At 45.1% G+C, this 16,277-nt stretch carries 14 protein-coding genes and 1 pseudogene; 12 read left to right on the top strand and 3 right to left on the bottom strand.

Annotated elements, in window-relative coordinates; translation table 11 throughout:
• Window positions 1–8: 8 nt before the first annotated feature.
• From VSQ62_RS25980 to gnpA, 3 genes and pseudogenes are all read left to right on the top strand, one after another.
• Window positions 9–590, top strand: a pseudogene (locus tag VSQ62_RS25980) (carbohydrate-binding family 9-like protein); the annotation flags it as partial.
• 114 nt (window positions 591–704) lie between these two features.
• Window positions 705–1,436, top strand: coding sequence for a glucosamine-6-phosphate deaminase (gene nagB, locus VSQ62_RS25975; RefSeq protein WP_334638519.1), 732 nt, complete (start codon window positions 705–707; stop codon window positions 1,434–1,436).
• Between the two features lie 35 nt (window positions 1,437–1,471).
• Entirely contained in the window at window positions 1,472–3,679 is a 2,208-nt protein-coding gene (gnpA, locus tag VSQ62_RS25970) for a 1,3-beta-galactosyl-N-acetylhexosamine phosphorylase (protein ID WP_334637953.1), read from the top strand.
• A 51-nt stretch (window positions 3,680–3,730) separates the two neighbouring features.
• On the opposite strand, the gene VSQ62_RS25965 is transcribed toward gnpA, so the two are convergent.
• Window positions 3,731–4,645 (bottom strand): AraC family transcriptional regulator, encoded by a 915-nt coding sequence (locus VSQ62_RS25965; protein WP_334637952.1) that lies wholly within the window; start codon window positions 4,643–4,645, stop codon window positions 3,731–3,733.
• A 202-nt stretch (window positions 4,646–4,847) separates the two neighbouring features.
• On the opposite strand from VSQ62_RS25965, the gene VSQ62_RS25960 reads away from it, so the two are divergent.
• The 6 genes from VSQ62_RS25960 to tuf all read left to right on the top strand — a co-directional run bounded on the left by VSQ62_RS25960 (window position 4,848) and on the right by tuf (window position 11,666).
• A complete protein-coding gene (locus VSQ62_RS25960; protein WP_334637951.1) occupies window positions 4,848–5,774 on the top strand; it encodes a nucleotidyltransferase family protein in 927 nt (308 codons plus the stop codon).
• Window positions 5,774–6,925, top strand: a complete 1,152-nt coding sequence (locus VSQ62_RS25955) for a phosphotransferase enzyme family protein (RefSeq protein ID WP_334637950.1) — start codon at window positions 5,774–5,776, stop codon at window positions 6,923–6,925. The genes VSQ62_RS25960 and VSQ62_RS25955 overlap by 1 nt, the downstream gene beginning before the upstream one ends.
• A 138-nt stretch (window positions 6,926–7,063) precedes the next feature.
• Window positions 7,064–7,486 carry a 30S ribosomal protein S12 gene (gene rpsL, locus VSQ62_RS25950; RefSeq protein WP_334637949.1) on the top strand — a complete coding sequence of 141 codons (423 nt, stop codon included), beginning with the start codon at window positions 7,064–7,066 and terminating at the stop codon, window positions 7,484–7,486.
• Window positions 7,487–7,759: 273 nt separating this feature from the next.
• A complete protein-coding gene (gene rpsG, locus VSQ62_RS25945; protein ID WP_334637948.1) occupies window positions 7,760–8,230 on the top strand; it encodes a 30S ribosomal protein S7 in 471 nt (156 codons plus the stop codon).
• 13 nt (window positions 8,231–8,243) lie between these two features.
• Complete coding sequence (gene fusA / locus VSQ62_RS25940; RefSeq protein ID WP_334637947.1) at window positions 8,244–10,361, top strand: elongation factor G; 2,118 nt, start codon at window positions 8,244–8,246, stop codon at window positions 10,359–10,361.
• A 117-nt stretch (window positions 10,362–10,478) separates the two neighbouring features.
• Entirely contained in the window at window positions 10,479–11,666 is a 1,188-nt protein-coding gene (gene tuf / locus VSQ62_RS25935; protein ID WP_334637946.1) for an elongation factor Tu, read from the top strand.
• 272 nt (window positions 11,667–11,938) lie between these two features.
• Here tuf and VSQ62_RS25930 read toward each other — a convergent pair whose 3' ends face one another.
• Both VSQ62_RS25930 and VSQ62_RS25925 read right to left on the bottom strand, forming a co-directional pair.
• Window positions 11,939–12,949 (bottom strand): Abi family protein, encoded by a 1,011-nt coding sequence (locus tag VSQ62_RS25930; RefSeq protein WP_172537395.1) that lies wholly within the window; start codon window positions 12,947–12,949, stop codon window positions 11,939–11,941.
• A gap of 62 nt (window positions 12,950–13,011) precedes the next feature.
• The gene (locus VSQ62_RS25925; RefSeq protein ID WP_334637945.1) at window positions 13,012–13,494 is read right to left on the bottom strand and encodes a helix-turn-helix domain-containing protein; all 483 of its coding nucleotides are present in this window, start codon (window positions 13,492–13,494) and stop codon (window positions 13,012–13,014) included.
• Window positions 13,495–13,740: 246 nt separating this feature from the next.
• Between VSQ62_RS25925 and VSQ62_RS25920 the strand changes: the two genes are divergently transcribed.
• The 3 genes from VSQ62_RS25920 (at window position 13,741) to VSQ62_RS25910 (ending at window position 16,106) form a co-directional block, all read left to right on the top strand.
• Window positions 13,741–13,935, top strand: a complete 195-nt coding sequence (locus VSQ62_RS25920) for an HTH domain-containing protein (RefSeq protein WP_016283686.1) — start codon at window positions 13,741–13,743, stop codon at window positions 13,933–13,935.
• A gap of 18 nt (window positions 13,936–13,953) precedes the next feature.
• Window positions 13,954–15,030, top strand: coding sequence for a tyrosine-type recombinase/integrase (locus VSQ62_RS25915; RefSeq protein WP_334637944.1), 1,077 nt, complete (start codon window positions 13,954–13,956; stop codon window positions 15,028–15,030).
• A gap of 98 nt (window positions 15,031–15,128) precedes the next feature.
• A complete protein-coding gene (locus VSQ62_RS25910) occupies window positions 15,129–16,106 on the top strand; it encodes an AAA family ATPase (RefSeq protein ID WP_334637943.1) in 978 nt (325 codons plus the stop codon).
• Window positions 16,107–16,277: the final 171 nt, after the last annotated feature.

Below are 16,277 nucleotides of genomic sequence, written 5' to 3'. Positions count from 1 at the left end.
GATTGTCTATGATAGTAGAAGTAATTAGCAGTAATAAGGAACTGGAGAATGTAAGGCCGTTTCATGTGGAGCATCTGCTGTGGGGAACGAAGGCTATTCCAAGGACGTACGGATATCTGGGTTTTGTTCCGGATGAAGGGTTCTATCTGAAGATGGTATGTGAGGAGAGTGAACCGCTCCGCACATATGAGAATTTTCTGGACCCTGTTTACAGGGACAGTGCAATGGAAGCATTTCTCCAATTTGAACCTCAGAGAGGCGGACGTGAGACGGCGGTTTATCTTAATTTTGAGGCGAATGCGAACGGCGCGCTGTTGGCGGCGTATGGCAGCGGGCGTACATACAGGACATATTTTTCCAAAGAAGAGTTGGACCTGTTTGGCTGCACGGCGGCGATAGAGGAGGATCATTGGAGTTTTTCGATTTTTATTCCGATTCAGGTGCTGGAGAATGTCTATGGATCTCTGAATCTTGGGATAGGAAGCAGATTCACCTGCAATTTTTATAAGATATCAGAGTCGAAGGCTATTGAGCATTATGCATCCTGTTTCCCGATCCGGTCAGAGATTCCAAGCTTCCACATGCCGGAATATTTCGGCGAGGCAAGGATCGGCGAGCACAAGGATGCGGACGCACATTTATTATATTCCCCTTATGCAGGGGTGGATATAAAACAAAGAAAGGATAATCAGGAGGGTATATTCATGAAGATCTACAAAGCAGCAGATTACAAGGAGATGAGCAGAAAGGCGGCGAATATTATCGCGTCACAGGTGATCTTGAAGCCGGATTGCGTACTGGGACTGGCGACGGGATCTACACCGATCGGAACTTATGAGAGGTTGGTTTCTCTGTATAAGGAGGGGAATCTGGACTTTTCCAATGTGAAGACGGTGAATCTGGACGAGTACAAGGGACTTCCCCGTACCAATGACCAGAGCTATTATTACTTCATGCATGAGAACCTGTTTGACAAGGTGAATATTGATCCGGCTAACACGAACCTCCCGGATGGAATGGAACCGGACAGCGACAAGGAGTGTGCGAGATATGAGGAACTGATCGAGTCTCTTGGCGGGGTGGATCTGCAGCTTCTGGGTCTTGGCCATAACGGGCATATCGGATTCAATGAGCCGGCAGATGCGTTTGATAAGGTGACGCACTGTGTAGATCTGCAGGAGAGTACGATCGAGGCGAATAAGAGGTTTTTCGCTTCGGCAGATGATGTTCCGAAGCAGGCGTATACCATGGGGATCGGGACGATCATGCGTGCGAAGAAGGTGTTGCTTGTTGTCAGCGGAGAGGACAAGGCGGATATTGTGGCGAAGGCGTTCTTTGGGCCTGTGACTCCGGCGGTTCCGGCTTCGATCCTTCAGATGCATGGAGATGTAACATTGGTAGCGGACGCGGCGGCGTTATCTAAGATCCCTCAGTAAAGGGAGCCTGTAAACGGGTCAAAAGAGGTAAGAATATGGATAATCATAGGAGAGGGCGGGTTACGATCCCGACAGATGTAGATGTGGTTCCGGAGACATTGGAACTTGTGAAGCGCTGGGGAGCAGACGCGATCCGTGACTGCGACGGAACGGAATATCCGGAAGAGCTTAAGGCTGTGGATGCTAAGGTGTATTCGACTTACTATACTACAAGGAAAGATAACGAGTGGGCGAAGGCCCACCCGGAAGAGATTCAGCAGATGTATATCATGACGCCGTTTTATAATGCGGCGGAGGATACCTTAAGGATTCATTTGATGAACCATCTGTATCCGGATATGCTGGCAGTAAATTCGCGGGACGATATCCGGAGATGGTGGGAGGTCATAGACCGTACCACAGGTCTGGCCGTACCTGCAGACGAGAAGGACGGCACAAGGATATGCGGTGCGGACGGCGCCGCGGCCAGATGGCATTATGAAGAGGCGGCAGGTGATGTAGTGATCACACATGCGGATGAATTCCATGATTATACGGTGAGCTTCCTTGCCTATATTATGTGGGATCCGGTGCATATGTACAATGCGGTGACCAATGACTGGCAGGATGTGGAGAAGCAGATCACGTTTGATGTGCGCCAGCCGAAGACCAGGGAATTCTCCATGAAGCGTCTGCGGCGGTATATTGCGGATAATCCGCATATTGATGTGATTCGCTATACTACATTCTTCCATCAGTTTACACTGATTTTCGATGAGTTTGCCAGAGAGAAATATGTGGACTGGTACGGATATTCGGCGTCGGTAAGTCCGTATATCTTGGAGCAGTTCGAGCGGGAGGCAGGATATCCGTTCCGGCCGGAGTATATTATCGATCAGGGATATATGAACAATACCTACCGGATCCCGTCCAGAGAGTTCCGGGATTTTCAGGATTTCCAGAGAAGAGAGGTCGCAAAGCTTGCCAAAGAGATGGTGGACATCACGCACGAATACGGAAAAGAGGCGATGATGTTCCTTGGAGACCACTGGATCGGAATGGAACCTTTCATGGATGAATTCAAAGAGATCGGGCTGGATGCAGTCGTTGGAAGTGTGGGTAACGGTGCGACCCTGCGGCTGATCAGTGATATCGAGGGAGTCCGCTATACGGAAGGCCGGTTCCTGCCGTATTTCTTCCCGGATACCTTCCATGAAGGAGGAGATCCTGTGAGGGAAGCGAAGGTGAACTGGGTGACGGCAAGAAGGGCGATCCTTCGCAAACCGATCGACCGTATCGGGTACGGCGGCTATCTGAAGCTTGCGATGGAGTTCCCGGAGTTTATAGACTATGTAGAGGAGGTCTGCGAAGAATTCCGGGTTCTGTATGAGAATATCAAGGGGACGGTCCCGCATTGCGTGAAGCGGGCGGCCGTGCTGAACAGCTGGGGAAAGATGCGCGCGTGGGGGAACCATATGGTGCATCATGCGCTCTATTATAAGCAGAATTATTCTTATGCGGGAGTGATCGAGGCGTTGAGCGGCGCCCCGTTTGATGTCAGCTTCATCAGCTTCGATGATATCAGGGAGAATCCGTCTATCCTGGATGATATTGACGTGATCCTGAACGTGGGAGATGCCAATACGGCCTACACCGGCGGAGAGAACTGGAAGGATGAGAAGATCGTGACCGCCGTCAAGAGATTCGTCTACCGGGGAGGCGGCTTCATCGGAGTCGGCGAGCCGGCGGCATATCAGTGGCAGGGCCGGTTCTTCCAGTTGTCGGGCGTCCTGGGTGTTGAGGAAGAGACTGGATTTACGCTGAATGTTGACAAGTATAACTGGGAGGAGCATGAGCATTTTATCACGGAGGATTGCAAAGGCGATATTGATTTCGGAGAGGGCAAGAAGAATATCTTCGCGCTTGACGGTACGACTGTGATCTGCCAGAAGGATAAGGAAGTACAGCTGGCAGCGAATTCCTTCGGCAAGGGGAGGGGCGTGTACATCAGCGGACTTCCCTACAGCTTCGAGAACAACAGGCTTCTGTACCGGGCGATCCTGTGGGCTGCCGGCGCGGAAGATGAGCTTCACCGGTGGTTCAGTACCAACTACAACGTGGAAGTGCATGCCTATACCAAGAACGGCAAATACTGCGTGGTAAATAATACTTATGAACCGCAGGAGACGACAGTATATAAGGGAGACGGAACGAGTTTTGACCTTCAGATGAAGGCGAACGAGATTATATGGTATCCTATATAGGAGATGCTGCGTCTTCTTGGAAGCAGTATACCAGATGAGAGGGCGGAGGGGCTAGAAGCTTCCCTCCGCCATTGCTTTGATGGACAGTGCGTATTCTGACGGCGTCATACCGGTGACTTTCTTGAACTGCCGGGAGAAATAGTGAATGGAAGAATAGCCAAGCTGTTCGGAGATCTGTGTGAAATTCAGCCGGTTCATCCGTATCATTTCCTTTGCCGCGTTGATCTTCATCAGGGAGAAATACTCGATGATCCCAAGGCCGCAGCAGTCTTTGAAGATCTTCTGAAGCTGGGATCTGCCGATCAGGTTAGCGCGGCAGATCTGGTCGATGGTGACGGATGTGTGGATATGGACTTTCAGATATTCCGTGACCCGGTTGAAGATCTCAGTATCGCTTTTGCTCTTGGTGGATTTGAGCACCCTGGGATTGGAAAGCTGCTTATGAAGCGTTGCGGAATCGGAATATCTGCGGATCAGATGGATCAGAAGCTGCTCCAGATAGAGACTGATCAACTGTTCGGCGCCGAACAGCTCCGGTTCCTTTCTTGGCATGTTCTGCAGGTATGGGTCATCCAGCCGGCAGTCGAAGCAGCGTCTTGCCTCGCTGATGATATTGGCAAGGATATTGCGTTCTGCTTCGTCGATCTTGAGTGTCTTCCTTCGGAAAAATGCCATTGCTTTGTCCTCACAGCGGAAGGAAATGACGACCAGGTTAGGGGCAACCTCTCCGGTTGCTCTGACGTTGTGGAATTCGTTGGGCTGATGAAAGGTGATCTCGCCGTGCCTTAAGACGGAACGTTCCGTGTCTGCCGTTACGATCACCTCTCCTTTGTCAACACAGAGGAATTCCCAGAAATCATGGGATTCTCCTTCGAAAGAGAAATCACTCATATATTCAAAGTAGTGGATGCTGTAGATCTTGCTGATAGATATTGATTTTCTAAGTATGATTCCGTTGTAGCTCATGGTGTAACCTCTTTATCTGAAATAACATGTATGACTTTATTTTACTGTATTTCGGATTAAATGAAAAGACGGGAAGCGCAGATAGTGCAGATAGTGCAAATCATGTAAAACATATTATAAAGATTTTTAGACATCTTTGTAATACAATGCAGATACATGGAAATGGTTTGTAACAGTTCAGAAAGAAATGGAGGTAAAAAAGATGAACAAACCTGTATTGGTGATCATGGCGGCAGGAATGGGGAGCCGTTATGGAGGATTGAAGCAGATGGACCCGGTTGACAGCGAAGGACATATTATCATGGATTTTTCCATGTATGACGCGAAAAGGGCAGGATTTGATAAAGTGATCTTTATAATTAAGCGGGAATTTGAAGAAGGTTTCCGGGAGAAGGTTGGTAAACGTATCGAGAAATATATGGAAGTATCCTATGCATTTCAGGATATCGGGAATATTCCGGCGGGCTATGAGGTGCCTGAGGGCCGCGTGAAGCCATGGGGAACGGCGCATGCGGTACTGAGCTGTATTGATCAGGTTGACGGGCCGTTTGCAGTGATCAATGCAGATGACTATTATGGAAGAGAAGCGTTCCGACTGATCTATGACTATCTGTCAGCACATGAGGATGACGAGAAATACCGTTATACGATGGTAGGATACCTGCTTGGCAATACGGTAACGGATAATGGACATGTGTCACGCGGCATCTGCGAGATCAATATGCAGGGGGAACTGATCAGCGTCGAGGAGAGGACACGGATCGAGAAACGTGATGGCGGGATCGCATTTACGGAGGATGACGGCAAGACCTGGACGGAAGTTTCAGGAGACGCTGTCGTGTCCATGAATATGTGGGGATTTACGAAGAGTATCTTACATGAGATCAGAGACGGATTCCCGGCGTTTCTTGACAAAGGGCTTAAAAGCAATCCGATGAAGTGTGAGTATTACCTTCCGGCGGTGGTGAGCCGTCTCCTGGAAGAAGGGAAGGCAACGGCGGCTGTTCTTAAGTCGGCGGATAAGTGGTATGGGATCACGTACAAAGAGGATAAACCAGTGGTAGTTGCAGCGCTTCAGAAGATGAAGGACGATGGGATCTATCCAATGCATTTATGGGAGGAAGAATAATGGGGGAAGCATCACCGATTCAGATTGCAGAGGTAATTGCTAATTTTCAGTATAACGGAAGGCTTGTGAGAGGATGTGCCTATGGAAATGGACATATCAATGACACATATCTTCTGACATTCCAGATCTCCGGCATGGGAAGCATCAAGGTCATCCTGCAGAAGATGAATAAGGACGTCTTTGGGAAGCCGGAGGAGTTGATGGAGAATGTGATGGGTGTCACTGCATTTCTGAGGGAACAGATCATCAAGAACGGCGGAGATCCGGAGCGGGAGACGCTGAATGTGATCCCTGCCTACGATAACAAACCGTATTACCGTGATTCTTACGGTGATTACTGGCGTTCCTATAAGTTCATCACGGATGCTACCAGCTATGATGTGGTGGAGAAGCCGGAGCATTTCTATGAGAGCGCGCTGGCGTTCGGGAATTTCCAGTGTATGCTGGCGGATTATCCGGCTGAGACGCTCAATGAGACGATCGAAGGGTTTCATGATACTAAGGCGAGATTCGCGGTATTCAAGAAGGCAGTGGAAGAGGATGTGATGGAGCGGGCGGCTTCCGTGAGAGATGAGATCCAGTTTGTTCTGGACAGAGAGGAGGTTGCGGATTATTTCGGGGACCTCCAGGCGAAGGGAGAGCTGCCGATCCGTGTAACACATAATGATACGAAGCTTAACAATATTATGATCGATAATAAGACGGGGAAAGGAATCTGCGTGATCGATCTGGATACGGTTATGCCGGGGCTTGCCATGAATGACTTCGGGGATTCGATCCGTTTCGGCGCAAGTACGGCGGCAGAGGACGAGAGGGATCTGTCGAAAGTGTCCTGTGATATGGAGTTGTTTGATCTGTATGCCAAAGGCTTCATAGAAGGATGCGCTGGAAGGCTTACGGACCGGGAGATTGAACTGCTTCCTATGGGAGCCAAGGTGATGACCTTCGAGTGCGGTATGCGCTTCCTGACGGATTATCTCCAGGGGGACCGGTATTTTAAGATCCACAGAGAAGAGCACAATCTTGACCGGTGCCGGACGCAGTTCAAGCTGGTTGAGGATATGGAGAAGAAATGGGATATTATGCAGGATATTGTTAAGAAATATGGGTTCAATAATAGAAAACCCCTTGACAAGGGAGACTATTCGTAATAAACTAATCTAGCGTGCATCGGAAACGCCGTGTTTTTTGTGTATAAATATGTTTCCATGCAGCAGACGGGCGAAGGTCAGCCCGAAGGAATTGGTAACAAGAATGCAACTTATTATGATCGTAGGAGGTGAAAGAGAATGCCAACATTTAACCAGTTAGTAAAGAAAGGACGTCAGACATCTGTTAAGAAGTCTACAGCTCCAGCACTCCAGAAAGGGTATAACTCTTTGAGGAAGAGAAGCACGGATGTATCCGCTCCTCAGAAGAGAGGCGTATGTACTGCTGTTAAGACAGCTACACCTAAGAAGCCTAACTCAGCTCTTAGAAAGATTGCCAGAGTTCGTCTGTCTAACGGTATCGAGGTAACAAGTTATATCCCGGGAGAAGGACATAATCTTCAGGAGCATAGTGTTGTCCTGATCCGCGGAGGAAGAGTAAAAGACCTTCCAGGTACCAGATATCATATCGTTAGAGGTACACTCGACACAGCAGGCGTTGCAAAGAGAAGACAGGCACGTTCAAAATACGGCGCTAAAAGGCCGAAAGATGCTAAAAAGTAAACCTGAACACTTAGCGAGGTATTTGTGAGCTTAGTGTGAAGGTTGTTCTTCTGAACGAAGAGAAGAAGAACTTCACTTAGAAGGCTAGAACGAAGAGAAGAAGAACTTCATTTATTACAATTTAAGTAGTCACAAACAGAACTATGATTAAGTAAGTTGCAAGATATAGAGAATTGCACTACACAGTATCATTAGAGGACACATGTGAGTACCGATGAATTAATCAGTGCAAGCCGTATGGCCCGCACAATTATGTTTAAGGAGGGAAGGACCGTGCCACGTAAAGGACATACTCAGAAAAGAGACGTATTAGCAGACCCATTATACAATAATAAAGTGGTTACCAAGCTGATCAACAACATCATGTTAGACGGCAAGAAGGGTGTAGCACAGAAGATTGTATATGGAGCATTTGACAGAGTTGCGGCAAAATCCGACAAGCCGGCGATCGAAGTATTCGAAGAGGCTATGAACAACATCATGCCTGTACTTGAGGTTAAGGCAAGGCGTATCGGCGGAGCAACTTACCAGGTGCCGATCGAAGTAAGAGCTGACAGAAGACAGGCTCTGGCGCTTCGCTGGCTGACATTGTATTCACGCAAGAGAGGCGAGAAGACGATGGAAGAGAGATTGGCGAATGAGATTCTTGATGCATCTAACAACACAGGTGCGTCTGTGAAGAAGAAAGAAGACATGCACAAGATGGCTGAAGCAAATAAGGCATTTGCTCACTATAGATTCTAGGAGGCAGCAAAGAATGGCTGGAAGAGAATATCCGTTAGAGAGAACCAGGAACATCGGTATTATGGCGCATATTGATGCTGGAAAGACAACAACAACAGAGCGTATCTTATATTATACCGGTGTTAATCACAAGATTGGTGATACTCATGAAGGTACCGCTACAATGGACTGGATGGCTCAGGAACAAGAGAGAGGTATCACCATTACTTCCGCTGCTACAACATGTCACTGGACGCTGCAGGAGAACTGTAAGCCAAAAGAAGGTGAGTTGGAACACCGTATCAATATCATTGATACTCCGGGACACGTTGATTTTACGGTAGAAGTAGAACGTTCACTCCGTGTACTTGACGGTGCAGTAGGTGTATTTTGTGCTAAGGGCGGAGTTGAACCGCAGTCAGAGAACGTATGGCGTCAGGCTGACACATACAATGTACCGAGAATGGCATTTATTAACAAGATGGATATCTTGGGAGCTAATTTCTATGGTGCAGTAGAACAGATCAAGACCAGATTGGGAAAGAATGCGATCTGCATCCAGCTTCCGATTGGAAAAGAAGACGATTTCAAGGGAATCATCGATCTCTTCGAGATGAAGGCTTATATCTACAATGATAATAAGGGAGATGATATCTCAATCGTTGATATTCCGGAGGATATGGCAGATGACGCAGAGCTTTACCGTTCAGAACTGGTTGAGAAGATCTGCGAATTAGATGACGATCTGATGATGGCTTATCTGGAAGGTGAAGAGCCGACCGTTGATGAGTTAAAAGCAGTTTTAAGAAAAGCTACCTGCGAGTGTACTGCAGTTCCGGTATGCTGCGGAACTGCTTACAGGAATAAGGGAGTTCAGAAGCTCCTGGATGCAGTGGTTGAATTTATGCCTTCACCGCTTGATATACCGCCGATTCAAGGCGTTGATGCGGATGGCAATGATACAGAGAGACATTCTTCTGATGAAGAACCGTTCTCAGCCCTTGCATTTAAGATTATGACAGACCCATTCGTTGGTAAGCTGGCATATTTCAGAGTTTATTCTGGTACAATGAACTCAGGTTCTTATGTATTGAATGCAACAAAGGGAAAGAAAGAGCGTGTCGGACGTATTCTTCAGATGCACGCTAACAAGAGAGAAGAACTTAGCAAGGTATATTCCGGAGATATCGCGGCAGCGATCGGATTCAAGTTTACAACGACAGGTGATACCATCTGTGATGAGCAGCACCCGGTAATCTTAGAGTCTATGGAGTTCCCGGAGCCGGTTATCGAGCTTGCGATCGAGCCGAAGACCAAGGCTTCCCAGGGCAAGCTTGGAGAGTCGCTTGCGAAGCTTGCGGAAGAGGATCCGACCTTCCGTGCGCATACTGATCAGGAGACAGGTCAGACGATCATTGCCGGAATGGGAGAGCTTCATCTGGAGATCATCGTTGACAGACTTCTCCGTGAGTTCAAGGTAGAGGCTAATGTAGGAGCACCTCAGGTTGCTTACAAGGAGGCATTTACCAAGGCAGTTGACGTAGATAGCAAGTACGCGAAGCAGTCCGGCGGACGCGGACAGTACGGACACTGTAAGGTTAAGTTTGAGCCAATGGATATCAACGGCGAAGAAGTATTCAAGTTCGAGTCTACAGTAGTCGGCGGCGCGATTCCTAAGGAATATATCCCTAAGATCGGGGAAGGTATCGAGGAAGCTATGCAGGCTGGTATCCTTGGAGGATTCCCTGTTGTAGGCGTTAAGGCGAATGTATACGATGGTTCTTACCATGAAGTCGATTCAAGTGAGATGGCATTCCACATCGCCGGATCACTGGCGTTTAAGGACGCTATGAAGAAGGCTGCTCCGATATTGTGCGAGCCTATCATGAAGGTTGAAGTTACAATGCCGGAGGAATATATGGGCGACGTAATCGGTGATATCAATTCCCGGCGCGGAAGAATCGAGGGTATGGACGACTTAGGCGGCGGTAAGATCGTACGCGGATATGTTCCGTTGTCCGAGATGTTCGGGTACTCTACAGACCTTCGTTCCAGAACACAGGGACGCGGTAACTACTCAATGTTCTTCGAGAAATATGAGCCGGTTCCGAAATCTGTTCAGGAAAAGGTATTATCGAATAAAAATGCTTAATTAAGTAAGAAAAGGCTTGAAAAACTGTATGATTTGAAATATAATCAATGTTAGCCGAGTAAACGTAAATATAATAACATGCCGTTAGCGGCACCGTAATAAGGAGGATTATTCAAAATGGCAAAAGCTAAATTTGAAAGAAACAAACCACATTGTAATATTGGTACAATCGGTCACGTTGACCACGGCAAGACTACTCTGACAGCTGCTATTACAAAGGTTCTGGCAGAGAGAGTTGAAGGTAACGCGGTAGTAGATTTCGAGAACATTGATAAGGCTCCGGAAGAGAGAGAGCGTGGTATCACAATTTCTACAGCACACGTTGAGTATGAGACAGAGAAGCGTCACTATGCACACGTTGACTGCCCAGGACATGCTGACTACGTTAAGAACATGATCACAGGTGCAGCTCAGATGGACGGCGCTATCCTTGTAGTTGCTGCTACTGACGGTGTTATGGCTCAGACAAAAGAGCACATCCTGCTTTCTCGTCAGGTAGGTGTTCCTTACATCGTTGTATTCCTTAACAAGTGCGATATGGTTGATGACGAAGAGCTTATTGAATTAGTAGAGATGGAAGTAACAGAGCAGTTAGAGGAATATGAGTTCACAGACTGCCCGATTATCAAGGGTTCTGCTCTTAAGGCACTTGAGGATCCATCAGGAGAGTGGGGAGATAAGATCATGGAGCTTATGGCTACAGTTGATGAGTATATCCCGGATCCACAGCGTGCAACAGATCAGCCATTCCTGATGCCTGTAGAGGACGTTTTCTCTATCACAGGACGTGGAACAGTTGCTACTGGTAGAGTAGAGCGTGGTGTTCTTCATGTATCTGATGAAGTTGAGATCATCGGTATCCATGAGGAGACAAGAAAGACTGTTGTAACTGGTGTTGAGATGTTCCGTAAGCTGCTTGACGAGGCTCAGGCTGGTGATAACATCGGTGCTCTTCTTCGTGGTGTTCAGAGAACAGAGATCGAAAGAGGACAGGTTTTGATCAAACCAGGTACAGTTAAGTGCCACAAGAAATTTACCGCTCAGGTATACGTTCTGACAAAAGATGAAGGTGGACGTCATACTCCATTCTTCAACAACTACAGACCACAGTTCTATTTCAGAACAACAGACGTTACAGGTGTCTGCAACCTTCCAGAGGGTGTAGAGATGTGTATGCCTGGTGATAACGTAGAGATGTCAGTTGAGCTGATTCATCCAGTAGCTATGGAGCAGGGTCTTACATTCGCTATCCGTGAGGGTGGCAGAACTGTTGGTTCTGGGCGCGTGGCTACAATCATCGAGTAATTAGTAAAAAGCTAGATTTTATGGGGCTTTCCGAGAAATCGGGAAGCCCTTTTTGAAACTTTACAACAGTGAAAAAGTGGAAAGTGGTGCCAAAACGGTGCCAAGAGATAAAGTTTTGAAGTATAGACTATTTTGGAAAGTAAAAAACACCCATACACATATGCGCATGAGTGTTTTTCAGCCATAATCAATATGGCTATCTCTGTCTTAGTATATTACCACATTTACAAATTTATGACAAGGGTTTGCAGAAAATTTGTAAAAATAATTTATTATAGAGTATCGAATTTATGGTACTCAATTTTTGATTTTGGTAAAATGATTAAGGTATCAAGAATATTCAAATTTTTTATTCCCATTTGACCTCTGACATTATCAAAAGCATTTGGTTGTAGGGTGTTTTGCAATTCTACTAACATGTTTTTTAATTCAGTAATCATAGGTGTAAATTCTTCTTTTGGAAGATAATATTTAAAGTAAACAAGAAGGTCGAAAATATTTTTTTCGGTACATCGACTATATGATGCGGGAAGTTGTGTATAATAAGGATCTAAAATGCGTCCGCTCGCAGAGTTATTCCGAACTTGAGTTTGGTGGATACAATAAACACGTTCGTTGTGTGCACAAGAGTTTCGGACTCTTCGTAACCAATGTAAACTACCAATTAATAGTTTTACATTGGGCAAATTATTATTGTCATACATAGAATATAATTTGCAAATAGCATGAGTTACATTTACTTTACTATTGCGAAGAACATCAATAAAAGTGGAAAAATTTACAACCTTTATCATAATCCATGTTGGAATTTGTTCATGATTATTCATATAAAATTGTACATATTCTGATTTGCTCTTGCTTAATTCAGAATAAGCAGATGAGATGGTGCTCATTTTAGATTGCAAAGTGGCATCGAGGGAATATGCGCTTGTTTCATACCACGGTATTTTTCCATTATCATTACATTGGTCAAATTTGTAACCAGTTAATGTTCTTGCTTCTTCTTCGACTTGTGTAATATATTTGAGTAAAAATAATCTTAATGATTCATCAAATTTTTTTAGGCTATTAATTTGACTTAAGTTTGTATTTGGAAAATAGATGTGATTTCCAGAAACATCCGTGCCACAAGTAAAAGGCATCTTGTAACCATTAATCATATTAAAATACCCAGAACGTACCAGAGATGTTTTGTGTGGGGTTCCATTACAAACAATCCCTTTATCTGTGCGAAGTTTTTTCATTTGTTGATTATAAGTTAGAAAAGATTTATCGCTTGCCATTTAGTATATCTCCTTGTAGCATATATCTGTAACATGTATATAATAACATTTTAAGGATGAAATTACCATCCTCTAATCTGTTTAACCTGTTCTGCCCGCTCTTTGTCTTTGTGATACTGTAATTTGAACTGTATCGTTTCCACTACTTCCTTTCTTGCTTCATCGTCTAGCTGATAAAATGAAGTCAACAGGTTATCCACATCGGGCATACTATTTTTTCCAAACAGATACATAAGCGGATATAGTGAATTTTTTAAATATACCTTTACCCGGTTTCCGTCAAGAGCCCCATTCAGTCCATCGGGGAGCGTGGGATATATTTCTTCTTCAGTAATAGTGCCGGAGAACGGACTGGCGGCGCATATCTCATTCACATCAATTTCTAATTCATTTGCCAACCGTAAAGCAAAGTCAAATCGGATATTGGAATCCTTTTGAATAATAGAATATAGTGTTGTAGCACTAATTCCCGTAGCCTTTGCAATCTGACGGACATTTGTATTCTTACTATCAAGTATTTCTTTCAGCTTCTTTCCATCACCCATAGTGACCTCCTATTTTCATATGTTGAATAATTACGAAAAACATAAATCTTATTAATCATCATACCACATATACGAAAAACATAAAAGAGAAAAATAGAAAAAATGTAAATACGAAGTTCGTAAAAATATTTTTACGAAGTGTTGACATTATATGTATAAGGTGATAATATGAATATACGAAATTCGTACACATATGAAATACAAATATTGTAATGAATTTCTAAAAGGGGAAAGGAGGACAAACGTGTGGCAAACTACCGTTATATGATGAGTGCGGAAGATATAGCCAAAGAGTTAAATTGTTCAAAATCTCATGCCTACAAGATTGTAAAAGAACTGAACAGGGAACTTGCAGGACAGGGGTATATTACAATGGCAGGACGTATTCCGAGGGCATTTTGGGCAAAGAAAATGTACGGTTATGAGTTATCAATAAGCTAAAGAGAGGAGCGTGACAGTATGGCTTATAAGGAGAAAGACACGAAAAAGTGGTCGGCGCAATGGTTTGAAACAACGGCAAAGGGAGAGAAGAAAAAGCGAAGAAAGAGGGGATTTGAAACAAAAAGAGAAGCGTTAGAGTATGAGCGGCAAAAGAAATTGAGCAGTAGCCGAAGCATGGATATGAAGTTGAGCGAATTTATGGAGGTCTATTTTGAGGATAAGCAGAATGGGTTAAAAGACCGCACCATGAAGAATAAACGGTATATGATGGAGCAACACATTATTCCGTATTTTGGCGAACAGATGTTGAGTGAGATTACCGCTTCACAAATTATACAGTGGCAGAACGAAATGCAGACAAAGGGATTTTCGGAAAGCTATTTGAGAATGATACAAAATCAGTTGACTTGTATATTTACTCATGCGTCACGCATTTATGATTTGCATACAAATCCGTGTAAGAAAGTGAAGCGCATGGGAAATTCCGATTCAAGAAGTTTGGACTTTTGGACAACAGAGGAATATCAGCGATTTATTAAAACGATTGAGCCGGGAACACGATATTATTTAATCTTTGAAATCCTCTTTTGGACGGGCTGTAGGATTGGCGAATTATTAGCTTTGACAAAAGGCGATATAAGTATTGAAAATAATCAAATCAGCATTACCAAAACTTATTATCGCACTGGCAGGCAGGACGTTATTACAGAACCGAAAACAAAGCAGTCGGTAAGAACCGTTGAAATCCTGGAGTTTTTGAAAAAGGAGATTAAAGACTTTGTTGACGGTCACTATGGTATGCCGGACGATGAAAGACTTTTCCCAATCGTGCAGGAAGCGGTACAGCATAAGATGAAACGCCAAATAGCAAAAGCCGGAGTGAAGAATATCCGGGTACATGACCTTAGACATTCTCATGTGGCGTACTTAATCAATAAGGGTATAGAACCGCTGTTGATAAAAGAGAGGGTAGGGCACAAAGATATTCGTATTACATTGAATACCTACGGACATTTATATCCTAATCAGCAACGGAGAGTGGCAGACTTACTCGACAATGAAAAAGGAAATAGCCCCGACAGCGGCAACTGTTAGGGCTGTGATAACTGGAAAACCTCTGTTATCAGTACTCACAATACAAGTATAGCAGAGGTTTCTTCCATTGACAACGATTTTCAGAAATGGAGGGCATTATGGAAGAAACAAAAACAGAATTGCAGTTGATCAAATTGTCGGAGATACAGTCGCAGGAAGTTTCTTGGCTTTGGTTCCCGTTTATCCCTTATGGCAAGCTGACTATTGTTCAAGGCGACCCGGGCGATGGAAAGACAACATTTGTACTGAATATAGCGGCGAAACTGTCAAAAGGAGAGGATATAGACTGTGAAATGAAACTGACAGAGCCTTTGAATGTAATCTATCAGAGTGCAGAGGACGGGCTTGCCGATACGGTAAAGCCCCGGTTAGAGCAGGCGGGGGCAGACTGTGGGAAAATTTCGGTCATTGATGAAAAGATTAAATCACTTTCCATGATAGATGAACGGTTAGAGCAAGCTATTATCAAAACAGGCGCAAAGCTGTTGATTTTAGACCCGATACAAGCCTATTTGGGCGGCGGTATGGATATGAACCGGGCAAACGAAGCAAGGGATATGACAAAGACATTGGCGGCACTGGCAGAGAAATACCAGTGTGCGATTGTCCTTGTCGGGCATATGAACAAGGCGGCAGGAAATAAAGCGGCATACCGGGGAATGGGTTCGATTGATTTCTTTGCAGTCGCTAGAAGTGTTTTGTTGGTCGGCAGAGTAGAGGGGGAAGAAAATATAAGGGCTGTGGTTCAGATTAAAAACAACCTTGCGGCGTTCGGACACCCGAAAGCATTTGCATTGTCGGAGGACGGTTTTCAATGGCTCGGAGATTATGAGATTACTGCTGATGAAGTCTTAGGCGGCATTGCTCCCAAAGCAAATAAAATGGAACAGGCGAAACGGTTACTCCGGGAACTGGCAGAAGCAAACAATGCCATGCAAAGCAATGAGATTTTCGGTCTTGCAGACGAACAGGGCATATCGAAGCGGACACTGGAAAATGCAAAGAAAGAGTTAGGTGTCCGGGCAAAGCGGATAAACAATACATGGTATTGGGAACTGGATAAAATCAAACAGTGACGGACAGGCAAGGTAACAGCGCAACAATGCAGAGTATTAGAATTTTGCACTCTTGAAGATTGCAAGGTTGCAAAAATTATAGACATTGCAATGTTGCGCTGTTGGGAGAAAGCCGGAAAGCGGCGGTATCAAGGCGGCGAAAAGCCGCCCCGTCCGTTAGGACGGTATGCT

Origin of the sequence: Sporofaciens sp. JLR.KK001 (assembly GCF_036941055.1) — a bacterium.
GTDB lineage: Bacteria > Bacillota > Clostridia > Lachnospirales > Lachnospiraceae > Sporofaciens.
The sequence above is the reverse complement of the archived record's forward strand: the minus strand, read 5'-3'. Positions and strand labels throughout refer to the sequence as shown.